Origin of the sequence: Butyrivibrio sp. INlla18, assembly GCF_900103635.1 — a bacterium.
Classification (GTDB): domain Bacteria; phylum Bacillota; class Clostridia; order Lachnospirales; family Lachnospiraceae; genus Butyrivibrio.
This window is the reverse complement of sequence record NZ_FMXK01000018.1, coordinates 21,799-40,655: the sequence shown is the minus strand read 5'-3', so window position 1 is coordinate 40,655 and position 18,857 is coordinate 21,799. Positions and strand designations below refer to the sequence as shown.

17 protein-coding genes are annotated in these 18,857 nt (G+C 38.2%); 6 read left to right on the top strand and 11 right to left on the bottom strand.

The window, feature by feature from the left end:
- Positions 1–45: 45 nt before the first annotated feature.
- From BLS24_RS12690 to BLS24_RS12680, 3 genes are all read right to left on the bottom strand, one after another.
- Positions 46–435 (bottom strand): DUF4342 domain-containing protein, encoded by a 390-nt coding sequence (locus BLS24_RS12690; RefSeq protein WP_091759794.1) that lies wholly within the window; start codon positions 433–435, stop codon positions 46–48.
- A gap of 20 nt (positions 436–455) precedes the next feature.
- Entirely contained in the window at positions 456–680 is a 225-nt protein-coding gene (locus tag BLS24_RS12685) for a hypothetical protein (protein WP_091759791.1), read from the bottom strand.
- 154 nt (positions 681–834) lie between these two features.
- Positions 835–3,246 carry a glycoside hydrolase family 3 protein gene (locus BLS24_RS12680; RefSeq protein ID WP_091759789.1) on the bottom strand — a complete coding sequence of 804 codons (2,412 nt, stop codon included), beginning with the start codon at positions 3,244–3,246 and terminating at the stop codon, positions 835–837.
- A 360-nt stretch (positions 3,247–3,606) separates the two neighbouring features.
- Here BLS24_RS12680 and BLS24_RS12675 point away from each other — a divergent pair, with 360 nt between their 5' ends.
- The 3 genes from BLS24_RS12675 to BLS24_RS12665 are packed head-to-tail and all read left to right on the top strand — an operon-like array spanning position 3,607 to position 6,596.
- A complete protein-coding gene (locus BLS24_RS12675; protein WP_242872300.1) occupies positions 3,607–4,974 on the top strand; it encodes a TrkH family potassium uptake protein in 1,368 nt (455 codons plus the stop codon).
- Between the two features lie 10 nt (positions 4,975–4,984).
- Positions 4,985–5,635 carry a potassium channel family protein gene (locus tag BLS24_RS12670; protein ID WP_091759784.1) on the top strand — a complete coding sequence of 217 codons (651 nt, stop codon included), beginning with the start codon at positions 4,985–4,987 and terminating at the stop codon, positions 5,633–5,635.
- A 43-nt stretch (positions 5,636–5,678) separates the two neighbouring features.
- On the top strand, positions 5,679–6,596 hold the full coding sequence (locus BLS24_RS12665; protein ID WP_091759781.1) for a magnesium transporter CorA family protein: 918 nt from the start codon (positions 5,679–5,681) through the stop codon (positions 6,594–6,596).
- Between the two features lie 311 nt (positions 6,597–6,907).
- On the opposite strand, the gene BLS24_RS12660 is transcribed toward BLS24_RS12665, so the two are convergent.
- The gene (locus tag BLS24_RS12660; RefSeq protein WP_091759777.1) at positions 6,908–9,052 is read right to left on the bottom strand and encodes an ATP-dependent helicase; all 2,145 of its coding nucleotides are present in this window, start codon (positions 9,050–9,052) and stop codon (positions 6,908–6,910) included.
- A gap of 207 nt (positions 9,053–9,259) precedes the next feature.
- Here BLS24_RS12660 and BLS24_RS12655 point away from each other — a divergent pair, with 207 nt between their 5' ends.
- Entirely contained in the window at positions 9,260–9,439 is a 180-nt protein-coding gene (locus BLS24_RS12655; RefSeq protein WP_091759774.1) for a hypothetical protein, read from the top strand.
- 65 nt (positions 9,440–9,504) lie between these two features.
- Here the strand turns inward: BLS24_RS12655 and BLS24_RS12650 are convergent, their stop codons facing one another.
- The 7 genes from BLS24_RS12650 to BLS24_RS12620 form a co-directional block, all read right to left on the bottom strand.
- Positions 9,505–11,037 carry a flotillin family protein gene (locus BLS24_RS12650; protein WP_442857227.1) on the bottom strand — a complete coding sequence of 511 codons (1,533 nt, stop codon included), beginning with the start codon at positions 11,035–11,037 and terminating at the stop codon, positions 9,505–9,507.
- A gap of 144 nt (positions 11,038–11,181) precedes the next feature.
- Positions 11,182–12,096 (bottom strand): radical SAM protein, encoded by a 915-nt coding sequence (locus BLS24_RS12645; RefSeq protein ID WP_091759771.1) that lies wholly within the window; start codon positions 12,094–12,096, stop codon positions 11,182–11,184.
- A 22-nt stretch (positions 12,097–12,118) separates the two neighbouring features.
- Positions 12,119–13,159, bottom strand: a complete 1,041-nt coding sequence (rsmH, locus tag BLS24_RS12640) for a 16S rRNA (cytosine(1402)-N(4))-methyltransferase RsmH (RefSeq protein WP_091759765.1) — start codon at positions 13,157–13,159, stop codon at positions 12,119–12,121.
- The gene (locus BLS24_RS12635; protein ID WP_091759762.1) at positions 13,160–13,411 is read right to left on the bottom strand and encodes a GIY-YIG nuclease family protein; all 252 of its coding nucleotides are present in this window, start codon (positions 13,409–13,411) and stop codon (positions 13,160–13,162) included.
- A gap of 117 nt (positions 13,412–13,528) precedes the next feature.
- A complete protein-coding gene (locus tag BLS24_RS12630) occupies positions 13,529–14,716 on the bottom strand; it encodes a MalY/PatB family protein (RefSeq protein ID WP_091759759.1) in 1,188 nt (395 codons plus the stop codon).
- 26 nt (positions 14,717–14,742) lie between these two features.
- Complete coding sequence (locus BLS24_RS12625) at positions 14,743–15,147, bottom strand: amino acid-binding protein (protein WP_091759757.1); 405 nt, start codon at positions 15,145–15,147, stop codon at positions 14,743–14,745.
- A 36-nt stretch (positions 15,148–15,183) separates the two neighbouring features.
- The gene (locus BLS24_RS12620) at positions 15,184–15,552 is read right to left on the bottom strand and encodes a response regulator (protein ID WP_091759754.1); all 369 of its coding nucleotides are present in this window, start codon (positions 15,550–15,552) and stop codon (positions 15,184–15,186) included.
- A 201-nt stretch (positions 15,553–15,753) separates the two neighbouring features.
- On the opposite strand from BLS24_RS12620, the gene BLS24_RS12615 reads away from it, so the two are divergent.
- On the top strand, positions 15,754–17,055 hold the full coding sequence (locus BLS24_RS12615) for an ABC transporter substrate-binding protein (protein WP_091759751.1): 1,302 nt from the start codon (positions 15,754–15,756) through the stop codon (positions 17,053–17,055).
- Positions 17,056–17,067: 12 nt separating this feature from the next.
- On the top strand, positions 17,068–18,831 hold the full coding sequence (locus tag BLS24_RS12610; protein WP_091759748.1) for a methyl-accepting chemotaxis protein: 1,764 nt from the start codon (positions 17,068–17,070) through the stop codon (positions 18,829–18,831).
- Positions 18,832–18,857 lie beyond the last annotated feature (26 nt).

Genomic DNA, 18,857 nt, shown 5'->3' with positions numbered 1-18,857 from the left:
CATTTTAAACCATCTGACCTGTTTTTTCATATTTTCCTTTAGCGGTTACTTTACTTCGTCCGTAGTTCCATCTTTTTTTACAACTTCAAGCTTACAACCAAGTCCGAATGCAGCTGCAGCGCCTGCAATAAGCGCCCATGGTGCTGCGGCAAATCCAAGGATTCCACCAACAACTCCTACATTTACAGGAACGCTGAATACCACTTCGTTGTCCTTCTTGATCTGAATCCTATCGACATTGCCTTCTTCAACCTTTTTCTTAAGTCTATCAATGATAGCCTTTGTATCTTCTCCTATATCTTTCATATCTGGCTGAATAAGCTTGATTGCTGCGTCAACATCGCCATTAGTTTTCTGAAGCGCTTCTTTTGCAACCTTGAATTCAACACCTGTCTGATCCATTACCTTTTCAACAGCTTCTAATGTGATTTCCATATTTGTATTCTCCTTTCAAATCAACTAGCAACTACAACTTTTGCAATTAAACTTATAATTCCAACCAAGATAAGAATTGGGAATGCGATGTAAATTAATCCACCCACCAACAAACCTATCAATATCAGTGGCAGAAATACTAGAAACACCAAAACTTTCATGATGCTCCAAGTAGCTTTAATTGCGAAGCCAAGCATTCTTCCAAAGATCATAAGGAAAAATATGATAAACAGCATTGATAACATGATCCTCACCATCCTTTCTAAAATAAAAACCAATGTTATCTGTTGTTGAAAATATTGTATCTAATAGGACTTCATAAATATATATTCATAACAGAAAAGTTATATGCCATATTTCGATTTTGTTGCGAGATATGATTGTTCTATTTGCAATGTATCAATCCAGCTTAAGAATCATCTCAACCACACGCTTAGCACACCTTTTTAGGTCTTCTCTTGTAATAGCTCCCATTTCCATAGCTTTTTTTACTCTTTCTGGGTATCCATTTGCCATCTTAACATCATTACCGGCCAAGATCTCTTTATACTGCTCTGATCTATTCCACCAGTCACTTGTTACCATGCCTTTGAATCCCCATTCATCTCGAAGAATTCCGGTTAAAAGATCTTTTGACTCTGACGCTCTCTGTCCATTTATTACATTGTATGATGACATGATTGTCCATGGATCAGCTTCCTTAACGATGATTTCAAATACCTTAAGGTATATTTCTCTAAGCGCACGCTCTGAAACTCTTGAATCACTGTGTTTTCTGTTGGTTTCTTTATTATTTGCAGCAAAATGCTTTACGCTACATGCTACATTGTTTGACTGAATACCTCTAACCATCTGTGCCGCCAGTTTTCCTGCCAAATAAGGATCTTCTGAATAATATTCAAAGTTACGGCCACAAAGTGGGCTTCTGTGAATATTTACAGCTGGTGTAAGCCATATCTGAAGGTTGTTTTCTTTGAGTTCTTCTCCACCTGCAACACCAACTTCATACAGCAGCTCTTTATTCCATGTAGAAGCAAGAAGGGTTGCACATGGCCATGCTGTTGTCGCAACACCGCATTCCGGGCTGATTCTCACACCTGCAGGTCCATCTGCAGTCATAACATTTGGAATGCCATATTCAGGCTTATTGCCCATTCCCCATGTATTAGCAACACCTCTATTAGGCTGACCACCAAGAATATCTATAAGGTCATCATCATCAAGCTGCTCAACAAATTCATCAACAGACATTTTGCCATTATATACATCTATAAGAGGCTTAACTCCTTCTTTATATGGATTCATGAGAAGATACATTGCTCTTCCCTTTTCCGCTGGGACCATTGCCTCTTCTGTTCCTGGCACCATCTTTTCAAAAATGCATTCATCCTTGTCTCTAGCTGGGCCTGTAGGAAGTTCCTCATAAGTTCCGTCAGCAAGAAGTCTTTTCTTTAATGAAACTGGATTGAGCTTCTCAGAAAGTTTCTCATATACCTGATCTTCATCCTGTGAATATGTATAGTCAATCTCCACGGCCTCGGCTACACTTCCGCCAAGGAAAAACTTATATTCTCCCTTTTCAATAACGTAAGAAGATTTCTCTACCTTTCCAAGATCATCATATGAAGCTAACTGATATTTATTAACCGAAAGCTCCATTACCTGTGATTCTCCAGCTCTTAAAAGTCGGCTCTTTTCAAAAGAGACTAATACTTTTGCCGCTTTTCCAAGCTTACCCTGTGGTGCTGAAAGATAAATGGATACAACTTCTTTGCCACTAACTTTTCCAGTATTTGTAACATTAACAGTAAAAATGATGTCCACACCATTTTCTTTTACTTTAACAATCTCTTTTTCAAAATTTGTATAAGAAAGTCCATAGCCAAATGGATATACTACCTTATCTTTTGCACCAGAAAGGGTTTCAAAATATCTATAACCCACATAGATGTCCTCTGTATAATCAACATACTCTGGAGACTCATGGAACCCTGCTGTTGATGGATAGTCGTCTACATCTGCAGCAAATGTGTCCGGGAGCTTACCTGATGGATTACCATATCCCATAAGAAGCTCAGCAGCAGCTAATCCGCCTTCCATTCCACCTTGCCAAGCTAAAAGAGCTGCTTCTATAGCAGTGTCGTTCTTTATCCACTTTGTATCTACAATACCGCCTGTATTTAACACAATTATTGTATTTGCAAAGGCTTCTTTTACCGCATTAATCAGCTTTTTTTCGTTTTCTGTAAGATAAAAATCTCCTTCAGGGAATATTTTTCCTGCTGTTTTGGGCATGCTTACCTCATTGCCCCAAGGATTATATTCTCCGTCATACTCTACATCTGAACGATCCCAGCCCTCACCAGAAAATCTGCTGATGCTAATTATTGCTGTGTCTGTATATGCTTTAGCCCCCTTTATGAGCTCATCCCCTATGACTGGCTCAGTTGTCATTCCGGGTGCTGAACCATTTTTATACTGATCTTCCACATTTTCCTTATAAAAATCGCAGACTGGCTCATATACATCTACTCCAAGAATCTTAAATCCATCATAGATGTTATGAATATATTTGGTGTAAACATCACCACTACCGCCACCACCTTTTACATAATCAAAGGTTCCTTTTCCAAAAAGAGCTATCTTCTTGCCTTTTGATAATGGCAAAACACCATTTTCGTTCTTCAAAAGTACCATTCCTTCAAGAGCAGCGTTTTTTGACAACTCAATATGCTCAGCGCCTGCTGTAACCCTTGTATCACCGTAAAGTGGCATAGCTGGCTGATAATTTGCTCTGACCCATTTTTTCATAAGATTTCCCTTTCATACTTCCAAAATAAATAAATCACTCTATATACTACCATTTAGTTTATAAATTAGTTATAAATTTTTCTTATTTTTTTTAGGCATTCAATCATACATATAAGGTATAATCTCTTTATGAAAATCGGAATATGCATTTTAGCGATGGTAGCGTAGCTTTACCGAAGCATAAAAATGTGGATGTGGTTTCTTGAGGGATCAAAACAGGCAGGTCAAATGACCTGCCTGTTTTATTTCTATGCATCAGCAAAATAACTCCTGCAATTACCACAAATACAATATTTATTGCTTTTTGAGGGCTGTATTATTATATTATTACTGTTAATGAATTTATTTGGAGGAGTATCATTGAAAAAGTGGAATTTTTCATCTGAACATTTAATACCACTAAGCTTCCTAGGAGCAATTGTTGTAGGAACAATACTCCTTTTACTTCCTATATCTACTGCAGCCGGTGAAACTACTGACTTGATCACAGCTCTTTTCACCGCGACCACATCAGTCTGTGTTACAGGCCTCGTAGTTACAGATACATTTAATCACTGGAGCACCTTTGGTCAAGCAGTTATCCTGGTCATGGCTCAAATTGGCGGACTTGGAATAATAACCGTCACATCAACATTTTTACTAGTATCCCAAAAGAAATTCACTATGGGCGAAAGAATGATGCTTAAGGACGCATTAAATCTTAATACCCGATCTGGTATCCTTGGAAAACTTGTCAGGATCATTCGAGGAACAATCATCGTAGAGCTTCTTGGCGCTATACTCTATTCAATTCGTCTAGTACCACTTTTAGGTCCTGCAAAAGGAATATGGGCATCAATATTTAATTCAGTATCTGCCTTTTGTAACGCAGGAATGGATATCATAGGTCCAACGAGTATGGGACAATTTCACTCAGATCCAGCAGTTCTTTTGATCACCATGACACTTATTGTGCTTGGTGGTCTGGGCTACGTAGTTTGGTTTGACCTGATGTCCGGAATTAAAAATGGTATCAAGAAAAGATATTCACCATTAACAATAATAAAGCGCTTCACAGAGCATACCAAGTTAGTCCTTACGATGACTCTTTCGCTGATATTCTTGGGTGCCTTGATCATTTTCTTTGCCGAGTATAACAATCCAGCAACAATAGGAACCATGTCACTTTCCGACAAGATCCTAAACAGTTTTTTTCAGTCTATAACTCTTAGAACCGCTGGATTTGCAAGCTTTTCGCAAAAAGGACTGACTGACATATCCTGCGTGATATCCTATGTTCTTATGTTTATAGGCGGATCACCAGTAGGTACTGCAGGTGGTATAAAAACTGTCACCTTCTTCCTAGCAGCCATCAATATAATCAACTACATAAATGGAGATGAAAAGAATCTGGTTTTTCACAAAAGAGTAACCGAAGATCTAATGAGAAAAGCTTCTGTCATACTAGCGGTTAGCTCTTTTACTGTAATCATCCTTACTCTAATATTACTGGCAACCAATCCCGCGATCACGGTAGTAGATTCACTTTTCGAAGTAATAAGTGCTTCTGCCACTGTGGGACTCACAAGAGATGTAACTCCAACCCTTAATCTTGCTGGTCGTATTATAATTATCATAGCAATGTATCTAGGAAGGATTGGACCAATATCAATGGCAATATTTTTTGCTAATCGTAAGCCTAATAAGAATTCATGCAAATTCGCTGAAGGCGAATTTTATGTAGGATAAAGGAGAAAAAATGAAAAAATCAGTTGCAGTTTTAGGCCTTGGAAGATATGGCATCAGCTTGGCAAAGAGCCTCTATGACATGGGGGCAGATGTCCTTGTTGCTGATAAAGATGAAGATACCATAAAGGAAATGGCTGGCTTTTGCACAGTTGCTGTGGTTGCTGATCTAGAAAACGAAGAAGAGATCAAGGCATTAGATCTAAAAAACATGGACATTGTAGTATGTGCCATGGGACGAAACATGTCAGCAAGTATCATGGTAGTAGCCGTAGCAAAAGAACTTGGAGTTCCTCTTGTTGTGGCTAAAAGTTCTTCAGAAAGAATGTCTTCAATACTAAAGAAGGTGGGAGCAGACAAGATCATAATTCCTGAGGATTTTGGCGGAAATCAATCAGCTCGAATCCTGCTCTCTGACACATTTATGGATTACTTCCAGCTTGACGATACTCTTTCTTTAGTAGAGATCAAACCTAGAGAGAATTGGATCGGTAAAAATCTTATTGAATTAGAGCTCAGAAAAAAATACAAATTAAACGTAGTTGCAGTTAAAGATAGCCAGACTCCTTGGGGATTCATTGATCCTCAAAGAAAACTTAGTAAAGACACTACATTACTTGTTATCATAGAAACTAGTGAGCTAAACAAGATCAATAAAAACTGATGATTCTTGTTATCATAGATTTTAACGCATATGGAGGTAAAATATGTATTTTCTGATCAATAATACTTTAGAAGAATGTAGCGCAGAACAGTGTCATGATGCCGCTGCCCCATATGTTGCTATCTTGACTCCTGCACAATGGGCAGAACAAAGTGAAAACTTTGATATGGGACTTGACTTTGATATAAGCAATGAGGAAATCTTCACTACTAAAGCAGAAGTTAACTATGACTCCCTAACCGGAACCTTCTGTATTCCGATACAATCATCCCATACAGATGAACCTCAAAAGTTTTCATATGCACTTGATGAGACTGGTATTGTGTTCATCGATAACGGAAATACTGTAGAGAATATCGTTAAGCGCATTCAAAGATTCAAAAAATGGAAAAAGCCTTCTCTTGAAAGATTTTTCTATGACTTTTTGGAACTTATCATACATGACGACCTCTCTACAATGCAGCGCTATGAGATGGAGCTTGATAATCTGGAAAAAGAGATAATGACAGATACAGAAGCTGCAGATATGAGCCGAAACAATGACATTCGTAGCGATATACGAGATCTTAGAACTCATTATGAGCAGCTCCTTGACCTTGGTCAGGAGCTAGAAGAAAACGAAAACGGCTTTTTTAATGAAGAAAACCTCAGATACTTCAGGATGTTTTCAAGTAGAGTTGAAAGACTGTACGAAGCTGCAACTCACATAAGAGATTACACCATCCAGTTAAATGACCTATATCAATCACAGCTTGATGTTAAGCAAAACAGGATAATGACTGTCCTTACCGTGGTTACAACAATCTTCATGCCACTTACACTGATTGTTGGATGGTATGGAATGAATTTCAAGTATATGCCTGAACTCGAGTCAAGAATGGGATATCCTGTTGTAATACTCCTTAGCGTATTAATCGTAGTAGGAAGTCTTATCTTCTTTAAGATCAAAAAAATACTGTAATTTGACCATATAATTCAAGAAATAAAATCGCTTCATTGAAACCGATTTCAGTTTGTAGTTTTATTTCATTTATTCTAGATTTTTTTACTTTTGTTATTTATTTCACTTACTCATTATGTTATAAATATCTCAAATGATTTTTTTATAGAGGTGAGAATATGGCTGAAACAAATAATGATAATGTTATGCTGTCTCAGGCTGAGATAGATAAACTTATAAAGAAAATGGAAGAAGAAAAAGCTGAAAAGAAGTAATTATGAAAGGTTCAATTCCCTATTTGGAACTGAACCTTTTCTTTTTTCTATCAATGACTATCTTTGCTTAATAATAGTCATTCCTGTAATGAATGCAAATGGAAACATAAATATTTTTTCCGTCCCATCATTAAATCTAACCACAAACTTCGTTGGTATCTCGTCGTCATCAAGAGTCACATCAGTAATTACGCCCTCTCCATACTTGGATTGATTAACTTTGTCACCAAGCTTAAGGATTTCAGGAACATTCTCGCTGGAAGTCTTTGCCTGCGATTTCTTTTTATACGAAGAAATAGCGCCAGGCTTTGCTTTTACTTTACTCTTTGCTAGTGGCATGTCCTCTTTTTTACATAGTTCTCCAACAAAAATAGACGGCTTATCACTATATTTAAGGATAGTAAGCGTATCTTTTGCTCTAGTCATTCCAACGTAAAAGATTCTGCGCTCCTCCTCATAATCTCGTTTTTCTTGTACAGTTGCTGTCTTGAAGGATTTAATGATTTTGCTTGGAAAAACACCATTAACAACATCCATAAGAACCACATTCTCATATTCAAGCCCTTTACTCGAGTGAATCGTAGATAAGATAAATTTGGACGTGTAATCTTCTTCCTTGTTAGCAAGAATGTTCCTTAACTGAACAAGTCTGTCTAGAAATGCGGCTATCGTGGTCTCATTCTTGGCAAGCATTTTTAAGATAAAGAGCTTATTATCGTCAATATTGTTGCTCTTTAGATAATCTCCATATCCCATTTTTTCTATGCGACTTATAGCTTTAACAGGGTTCTCCAATGCCATATTTCTGAAGTTAATCCGCAGATCTCTAACATTTCCTAAAATTCTTTTGTTTATTTCAAGTTCCTCTACTGCATCAAGAATCCCAATGTGCTTATAATCGGCTATATAACACATTTTCTCAGCATCAGCCTTGCTAAGATAGGTCTGGAACTTATAAAACACCTTCATAAAAAGTTCCGGGTCCATAGGACTTAATGCAAAACTCAAGATATTTGTCACATCTACTACCACTCTATGAGAAAAGAAGCTCATATCCGCGCTTTTAATCCTATACGGAACTTCACCTCTTTCAAGGATATCAACAAGTGGTAAAACAGACTCATTATCCCTGTACAAGACTGCCGTTTGCTCTTTTACCGTGGAAGCCATCTTATAGAGATAATCATATTGCGACTCTCTACTCTTAAGTACATCAAACCTGATTGCTTCGCCCGCTTCTCTTGTAGCATTCATATGCTTATCATGGCGATTAAAATTCTTTTGGATGAACTTATCTGCCATTTCCACAATTCTAGCGTTAGATCTGTAATTTTTGTCCATTACAAGAACTCTTGCTCCTGGATGATCCTTTTCAAAGTTCAGTAACGCATCAGGATAAGCTGCTCTAAAACCATATATGCTCTGATCTTCATCTCCTACCATGAAAAGATTGCCATCTCTCCCCGCTAAAAGAGATATGATCATGTGCTGTATCTTGGAAGTATCCTGCGCTTCATCAACACATATATATCTGTACTGATCTCTGTAATGATCCAAAAGTTCCTTGGAACCCTTAAGCATCCTATATGCATATATCATCTGATCATCATAATCCATAAGGCTACGATTCTTTAACTCTGAATTGTACGCCGCATAAATCTTAAAAAGCTCTATCCCTTGATCCTTGCCAATCTCTGTTATTTCTTTTTCTGTAAGAAGCATGTTTTTACAGTAAGTTATCAGAGTCCGGATATTTTTGATATCACTCTCTGTGGGATACTCTTGCATTGCATCTAGGTAAATATCTGTTAGAATCTTGCCTGAAACTTTATCATCCGTTAAAAGATCAAATGATTTCTTACCAATAAGCCGCCCATAATGGCTTATTATCTTAGCGCAAATTCCATTGATAGTTCTAAACTCTAAGTTAGTTGCTCCTTCGTTACCAAATATATCTACGAAGCGGTTTTTCATGTCCTTTGTTGCTGCAACTGTATACGTAAGAGTTAGTATATTATCCGGTGCAATTCCACTTACAAAGAGCATATAGCCCAATCTGTTTACTAGAACTGTCGTCTTTCCACTTCCAGGAACCGCCAAAAGAAGTACCGGACCTTCAACAGCCTTTACTGTCATTTTTTGTTCATCATTTAATTTATTTCCGTATCTTTCAAAAAACTCTTCATCTGTCAAATAAGTCATAACGATACAATTTTATGTTATGAGTGCATCTCATGTCTATATGCTTTTTCTCAGCAAAAAAAGCTTCGTAATACAGGATTTTGCGTATTATTGGTAATTTTTATAAAAGATTTATAACCAAGTTAGGAAAAAGAAATATTTGTGAGTTATAGTAATAAAATAGAGTTGCCTCAACTTATATTATTATTCATCAAGGAGGTGTTTGCGATGGATGTTAATCACACAGATATCAGTAGCAAAGTTAAAAAACCTGCTAAGGTTATTGACGCCGTTAACTGTAATGGCAAATATATGGATCCAAGCATTTTAAAAAGGAAAATCATCTCTGTAACAGCAATACTAACCACTTTAATCGCTATATCCATAGCAATAATGTTTTTGTGTTAAAGACCTATATCAAAAAGCCGCCTGTTCGATGTCAATACGAACAAGCGGCTCATTTAATTTATTACTTATTTGTTTGCCTTATCAACATTTACGCTAACACCATCTCCGCTTAAGTTAATATTCTTATTAACCTTAGCATCATATGTACCAGCCTTCATGATCTCAGTAAAATCTACACCTGTAGCTTCTGACATTGTATCAAAAACCTGCTTCATAACAATTGGCATATTTCCTGAAATCTGGCTTGCGCCATTTGTACCATCACCAGTTCCATAAATATTGATCTTATCGATCTGTGAAAGAGGTTTAGCAATTTCAGCAGCCATCTGAGGCATGATCTTGATCATCATTTCAGCCATAGCAGCGCCGTTGTACTTCTTATAAGCTTCTGCTTTCTTTTCCATTGCTTCAGCTTCTGCAATACCTTTTGCCTTGATTGCTTCTGCTTCAGCCTTACCTTTTGCCGCAATACCAGCAGCTTCAGCATCATATTTTGCTTTGATACCAGCTGCTTCCTGCTCTGCAGCGAACTTCTGAGCTTCAGCCTGTGCTTTCTTTGCATCAGCTTCTCTTTCCTGCTCATATTTAGCAGCTTCGGCCTTCTTCTGTCTCTGAACAAGTTCTGCTTCAGCTTTCTTTTCAGCCTGATACTTCTCAGCATCAGCCTGTTTCTCAATTTCAGCGGCGAGTTGCTGCTGTTTTACTACTACTTCTTTCTGCTTAAGTTCTGCTTCACGTTCTGCCTTCGCGATCTGAGCATTAACTGTAGCTGTCTGAATTGACTTCTGCTGCTCCTGCTGCTGGATTTCATAAGCGGCATCCGCAACAGCACTTGCTGTGTCAGCCTCTTTTTTAAGTTCTGCCTGCTTTATAGCGAGAGCATTGTTCTTTTCAGCAATCTCAGTCTGAGCAAGAACTCTTGCATCATTTGCTGCTTTATCAGCTTCTGCCTTTGCAACAGCTACGTCTCTGTCAGCCTGCGCCTTTGCAATAGCTGCGTCCTTCTTGATCTTAGCTGTATTATCCATACCAAGATCACTAATAAGTCCATTTTCATCAGTTACGTTCTGGATGTTGCAGGAAAGGATCTCAATACCAAGTTTGTTCATATCCTTTGAAGCTTTTTCCATAACCTGATCTGAGAAGCTATCTCTATCAGTATTGATAGTCTTAAGAGCAAGAGTACCAATGATCTCACGCATGTTACCTTGTAATGAATCCTGAAGGTCCATTGTGATCATCTCTGGATCCTTGTTAAGGAAGTTTTTGGCAGCAAGCTGAATTGCTTCAGGAGTTGTACCAATCCTTACCTTTGCAACCGCGTCAACGTTAACGTTAATGAAATCGTTTGTAGGAACTGACTGTTCTGTCTTGATGTCTACAGTCATCTGTCCAAGATACAATTTGTCGACTCTTTCAAAGAATGGGATCTTTACGCCGGCTCTACCGATGAGAATTCGAGGTTTTCTTCTAATACCTGATATGATAAACGCTCTGTCTGGGGGAGCCTTTACGTACCCCGCTGCAATTACAATAATTGCGATAACAACTACTGCTGCGATTAAAATTGTTGTTGTGTCGAATAACATATTCATCATCCTTTCTGAGCACTTTATGTGCCACATAAACGAACCACTTTGTTTACCGGTTCCTTATGTGATAATTCTATATGTTACTCACATCCATAAAAATCACGTCTTTAGCGTCTTTTCATCTTATATTTTTCCTTTTTGGAAGAATATTTATACTCCGCTACAGTCAAAGCTTGGAATGAAGCTTTCCTTGGCGGTTTCTCCGACCTGCATATATCCGTTAACAACTCCAATAGATGCTGCGTATTCAATGAGACTCTTGTAGTCTCGTTCTGAGACCTTTCTATCAATCTCTGGATAATCTTGCAATTGTCCATTAGGCGTATATTGGTTCATAAGGCTGATAAAAATATTGTCACCATATTTATCATAAAGGTATTTTACGATCATCTTGGCCTGAATAAGCATTCCAGGCATCAACAGATGCCTAACCACTACCCCTTTTTTAATAAGGTTTTCTTTGCCGTTATCCGCTCCAAACTCACATCTTGGATGTTGCCTTACCATTTCATCTATCGCAGCCCTTGCCACATCAACATAGCCTTTTGCTTTACTATATCTAACTGCATCCTGCTCCCTTATATATTTAAAATCCGGAAGATAAATGTCGATAAGACCATCTAACATCTTAAGTGTGCCTACCTCAATATATGACGAAGTATTCAGTAAAAAAGGTATCTTTATATTTCTATTTTTAGCTATCTCAATGGCTGTTTTTATAGTAGGAATAAAAATGTCTCCTGTGACCAGGTTTATATTATTTGCGCCTTTATCCTGAAGCTCAAAGAAAATTTCAACCAGTCTCTCAGTAGTTATCACCTTACCCACTTCACCACGGCTGATCTCCTTATTCTGGCAAAAGACACAGCCCATGTTGCAACCAGAAAAAAACACGGTTCCAGATCCGTGTTCTCCTGAAATACAGGGCTCCTCCCACATATGAAGAGCAGCCCTGCTTACATGTAATTCACTTTTTTCATTGCAATAACCCTTGGTCACAGTCCTATCTATAGAACATTTTCTTGGACACAAGGTACAGCTCTTGTACAATTCTTGTTCTGTCATCTTTAATCACACATAATGGAAATTACTTTATTGCCCATCGCATTTTAGTTGATTTACTTCTAGGATTTATCCTGCATTCCTCGGCTGAGGGCCTGATAACATCAGATGAAATCTCGCTAAACGCTCCCTCTTTAAGATGTTCTTTAAAAGCCTTTTTTACTAATCGATCTTCTCCAGAATGAAAAGTTAGGATTGCCACCCTTCCTCCTGGATTCAAGATTGTTGGCAGTTTTTCTAAAAAGGAATAAAGAACTTCAAATTCACTATTAACATCGATTCTGAGTGCCTGAAATACCCTTGCACAGCTCTTTTTGATAGCCTGATCCTTTTCTTCCTTAGGAACCTTCCATAGTGCCTGCTCTATGGCCTCTCTAAGCGCAGTGGTGGTATCAATGTTTTTTCCTTTTCTCATAAGTGAAAAAACTTTGTCAGCAATCTCCTCTGCATATGGTTCGTCGGAATTTTCTACCAGCATTCCCACAAATTCTTCTTTTGTTATGTTTCGAAGCCTCTCTGCAGCTGATTCACCATGAGCTGGATCAAGTCTTAGATCTAATGGCCCATCTATCTTATAGGAAAAGCCTCTTTCAGGATTATCTATCTGCATAGATGAGACACCAAGATCAGCTAATACAAAGTCAAATTTGCCAGCTTCCTTAGCAACTTCGTCGATATTTGCAAAATTGATCAATCTAAATTTAAATTGATCTTCATCAAATCCCGCGTTCCTAAGCCTTTCAACGGTCTTACTTGATTCTATCGGATCCACATCCAGACCATATACACAGCCTTTTCCTTCTAGTTTTTCAAGCATTCTTCTCGTGTGTCCGCCATAGCCAAGAGTACAATCAAGACCTTGCTGGCCAGGTTTGATCTGGAGGAAATCCAAAATCTCTTTTACCATGATAGAAATATGCATCCCAGCAGGTGTGGAGCCTTTTGAAATAACATGTGCTATTGTGTCGCCATATTTTTCAGGATCATGCTCCTTATATTTTTCCTCGAATTTTTTGGGATACTTACCGGAGTAATGTACTCTTCTTTTGTGCTTTTTCTCTTCCAATTATCTATCCTTTTTCCCTTGTATTAACCTAAGTTTCTCTTTTCTACTTAGCCTTTTTATATGCCATTCTCTACTCATGGCTTCTTCTTTGGTATCTGCAGTTTCATAATATACAAGCTTTACTGGAAGCCTAGGTTTTGTGTACTTGGCCCCTTTACCTGCATTATGATCTGCTATCCTTTTATCAAGATCATTTGTCCAGCCGCAATATAGCGTACCATCTGCACATTCAACTATGTACGTATAGTTCATTTTTGCTCCAATTATAAAAGTGCGCTAGCTATAGTCCCAAGTACCATTGCTGCTATCAAAATAAGTGCCATTATCGCTACTGGTTTTTTAAACTTTTTTGTAGACATTTCTTTTCTCCTATTTGTAAATATATTTATTTCTAGCTCGTAATAACCGTTCCATCGTGTCTCTGATCACATTTTCCGGGCATGCCAGATTAAGCCTTTCAAATCCGCTTCCCGATGAGCCAAATACATAGCCTTCATCTGCAAATATATATGCCTTTTTGACCATAAAGTCCTCTAGTTCCTTATCTGACAATCTCCAGGCCCTGAAATCACACCACAACAAATATGTTCCCTCTAAGGGAAGTGCTTTGATCTCTGGCATATTCTTTGCAAAAAAATCTTTCACATACATAGCATTACTTGCAATAACAGCTATGCATTCATCAAGCCACTTTTCGCAGCTACTATAAGCTATACGACAAGCTTCCATTCCTAAAGCGTTGGTTCCGGATCTAAAACCATCCAATCTTGAACTAACAAATCTATCCCTGACATCTGGGTTTCGTATTATTATGTTCGAAGTTTGAAGCGCAGATAAATTGAAAGTTTTGCTTGGAGCAGTACACACTGCCATGTTCATACTTGCTTCTTCAGAAACGGTACTCATAACAGTATGCGTAATACCTGGCATAATAAGATCATTGTGGATCTCGTCATCAATGATAAATACACCGTTAGCAAGGCAGATATCACATACTCTCTGTAGTTCCTCTTTTGTCCACACGCGTCCAACTGGATTATGAGGATTACAAAAGATCAATAATGTATTCGCTGTTTCTTTTGCTGCTTCTTCGAATGCATCGAAGTCAATTCTGTAACCATCTTCATCGAAAATCAATGGAATATCAACAAGCTTTCTATTCTTTACATCCACTGCTATTCTAAATGGCCTATAAGAAGGTGAAAAGACAATAACGCCATCCCCTGGTTTTGTTACACTAAGGATCAAATCTCCTAGCGCAGTAACAACTCCATCAGATGGCGCGATCCACTCTTTTTCTAAATGATATGAATGTCTTTTCTGCATCCATTCTATGACTGCTTCATAATATTCTTCGGAAGCAAATGTATAACCCAAAGTCCGGTCAGCTAAGTATTTTCCGATTCCTTCTCTGATCTCGGGCGCTATGATAAATTCCATATCTGCAATAGAAAGAGGTACTATTCCTTCTGGAACGTCCGGATTTCTATCATACATATCCTTATACTTATAGGAACTTTTAGCGCTACTTACAGGATTAGTCACAAAATCATACATAAAAAGGCTCCTAAAAAGTTCTTTTATCAGATACAGTTATATCCTTTATTAACGAGAATATTCTCAACCGCCTCAATATCATCTGTATTGATCACCATGATAGGTCTGCCTGATTCACGGTTAAATGAAAGATATGTGTAATTAACATTAATATTCGATGAATAAAGAGTTTTGAGTATCTTATCAAGCGCTCCTACTTCATCCTGACATTCTACAGCAAGAACTGGAGTTGTCTTACAAATATAATTATTATTTTGAAGAACTTCAATACACTTTTCAGGGTCAGAAACAACCATTCTAACAATGCCATATTCAGCAGAATCATTAGTTACTGATCCTAAAATATTGATTCCATTCTCACATAAAATACCTGTGATGTTCTGTAAACATCCTTTCTTGTTCTCGGCGTAAATAGATACCTGTTTAAGCATTACATCCTCCCTTGTCCAACAAAGCTAGCAAAAAAATTACTCATCTCCTAAAATCTTCTTGACTGCCTTAATTACATCTGCTGAAGTAAATGGCTTTACGACAAAGTCCTTCGCTCCCTTCTTAAGGGCAAGCATGATCATGTTCTCATACTTTTGGTCTGAGCACATGATTACATTAGCCTTTGGATCATACTCCATTACTTCCGTTAAGGCATCAATACCATTCATTTTAGGCATATTGATATCAAGAATCAACAGATCTGGCTTTTTTTCTTTATACTGCTCTACAGCATCCACACCAGTAAGCGCCTCGCCTACAATCTGATATTTCTCAGGATCCAGAGCAGATTTCAACATTTGTCTCATAAAATTTGTATCATCGGCTATCAATATTTTTTTTCGCATAATTTTTCTCCTGAAATAATGTGAAATGTAGCACTTATATTATGACAGTAAAAAGACCTCTAATACAACTATAATATTGATTATTTAAGAATTAAACAAAAATAATACGATTTAATAGTTTTTTAATTGCATAAATTCGTATATATTCGATAATTAATGTATGATTTAATGTTTCTATTATTGAAGGGAAGGGCGATCAAAATGAAAAACTGGAAAGCATTAATATTAGTCGCAATACTGGTTTCCTCAGCAATAATCAATGGTTGCGGGAAAGAGTCAGTAGAAGTTCCAGAAGAAGTGGCAACTTCCGTAGAAAAACTGACCCTCCTCAATATTAAAAGCGAGGTTGCATCACAAATAAACGACCTTGCTGCAAAATACGAGCAGGAAACCGGAATCAAAGTCGAAGTTCTGGGGGTTGAATCAGGTGCAGATGCGCAGGCTATGTTAAAAGGCTACTATCTGTCTGATCAGATGCCAGATATCATCGCTTGTGAAGCATCAAGCTTTGCTAACTGGGATGGTCTTTTGGTGGATCTAAGTGACCAAGGCTGGGCATCCAGAACAGACGCAGCATACAAAGATGCGACCTATGGAACCCTCGGTTTTCCATATACAACCGAGGCTATTGGTCTTGCTTATAATGCAAACATCCTTTCAGCATGCGGAGTTGATCCTGCATCTATCACAGGACCAGATGCCATGAAAGCTGCTTTCGAAGCCATTGATGCCAAAAAAGAAGAGTTAGGTCTTAAGGCAGTCATAGGTTACTGCGCAGAGCCTGAAAACTTGGGATGGTCATCAGGAAACCACATCTTTGGTGCATATATAGACTCTGGTCTCGACAGATCTGACACTACATACATTGATCTTCTAAATGATGGTGGCCAAGTAGATGACAGCCGTTTCGCAGATTATGCAGAAATGATAAATCTTTTCAATCAATATTCAGATCCAGACCTGTTAACAACAGGTACATACAACGATCAGGTTCTTGGATTTGCATCAGGAAAGTATGCTTTCGTAACCCAAGGTTCTTGGATTGGAGCAACTTTAGTAGGCGATGATGCTAGCGAATACCAGGCAGCCGGAAGTTTTCCAGTAGGAATGGTTCCATATGCATTCCAGGACGGGATGGAGACAATTCTTACAAGTGCACCTTCTTGGTGGGCTATTCCAAAAGAAGGCCAGGTTGATGCCGCTAAAGACTTCCTTCAGTGGTGCTCTGAGGATTCAGCACAGAAGATCCTAGTTGAAGAAGCTGGATTCATTAGTCCTTTCAAGGACTGCAAATATGTGGCTTCTGATCCATTTGCGCAGGTAATTTCAGATTATATCTCGGCAGGAAAGACTTCCAGCTGGCACTGGATGGATATGCCTGAAGGCCTAGGTCAAAAAGGCCTTGCATTCGCTTTCCATAAATTTGCCGCAGGAGAAGTTGATACTGCTGGTTTTATACAAGAGATCAAGTCAATTGCAAAAGACTGGTACTCAAAACTATAAGGAGGTAGAAACGTGAAAGAAAATGTTGGCGTTAATGTAAAAAAGAAAGATTCCATAGTATTTCAGCTTTCTGCCTTGAATCTGCTTATTTTAGTAGCATTCGTAGTAGTTATGGTCATGGTAATGTCTGCAATGCAAACATCTACCACAAGCAGTATCACGATGTTTGGCTCTATGATGGACCTTACCACCCATGAAGCCAACTTAAAGTCAGACGTAATGTCACTGTTTGACCAGGCAACTAGCTATATTGCAGCAGATGCTGATGAAACTAAAGCAGCTCTTTTGCCACAGATAAATATCGCAAAAGAAACAATCTCCGCAGATATCAAGACTTTAAACGATGACTTCGCTGGTTATAATGATGAAGAAGCAACTGCTCAGCTAAAAGAGATCTCAGAACAATACTCTAGACTCTCCGCCCTTATCGACAACGCTATAACAAGATGTGATGCCGGTGACCAGACAGCTGCATATTCTATCCTGTTTGATAAAGCTGAAATTCAAAAAATAGCCATCTTCCATTCGACAAAAGCCCTGGATGTAGCAATCACAAAGTCGGCTAATGCAACAACGGACCAGATGAATTCACTGATGGTTTCAGGTGTAGTCGTCGCAGTGATCGGAATGGCTATCATTCTGGTACTCATCGTACTCAACTTCCTTATCAGCTATATCAATATAGTTAAGAAGATCAAATCCATAAGCTCTGAAGTCAATACTATGATCACTAACATTGAAAAAGGCAATGGTGACCTTACAGCTAGAATAAAGACCAAGACAAAATCTGAGTTGTTGTTCATTACAACTGGTATCAACCACTTTATCGAGACTTTACAAGGTATCATGCGCGATGTTAAGAATGGTTCCGTAGTCCTTACAAGTTCTTCAGGGGAAGTTATCTCTCAGCTCCAGATTGCTGATGATAGCGTAACAAATACTTCTGCAGCTCTTGAAGAGCTTTCAGCAAATATGGAAACAGTTTCTGGAACTGTTTCATCTATCAACACAAAGGTTGAAGAAGTTAAAGCTGCTGCTCAGGAAATAACAGAGCAGGCACAATCCGGAACAGAAACTGCTATTTCTATCAAGCAGGAGGCTAACGAACTTAAAGAAAGAGTTACTCAGAAAAAGATGCAGGCTAGCGACCAAGTTGCTCAGCTTTCTAATGTACTAACTCAATCAGTACAGGATTCTGAAAAAGTCAGCCAGATCAATGAGCTTACAAATGTAATTCTTGATATAGCAAAACACACTAATCTCCTTGCCCTTAACGCTTCAATTGAAGCTGCAAGAGCAGGCGAAGCTGGTAAAGGTTTCTCCGTTGTTGCTACAGAGATAAGTGCACTTGCTGAAAATAGCCGCTCTACTGCTTCTAATATCCAAGATATAAGTAATGAAGTAACTGAAGCTGTTAACAGGCTTGCTGAAAATGCCCAGGAAGCTCTTGATTATATAAATGGAACTGTTCTTGGAGACTACGACGATTTCGTTCAGACAGGAGAAAAATACGAGCACACAGCCGATATAATGAACGATATGCTTACTGCATTTGATAATAAGGCTGAGAGCCTTAATTCCACAATGCAGGAAATGGTTGAATCTGTAAGGATGATAACAGATTCAATAAAGGAAAGTTCTATCGCCATTTCTTCTTCCGCAGAGAATTCTTCGGAGATTGTTGGCGGTATCAAAAAGATCTCAGATGCGATCAATAAAAACAATGAAATCACTGAGCAGCTTAGTGATACAACGCAGAAGTTTACTTCCCTTTAAATATGTTTTTAAAAAGCATTGGGACA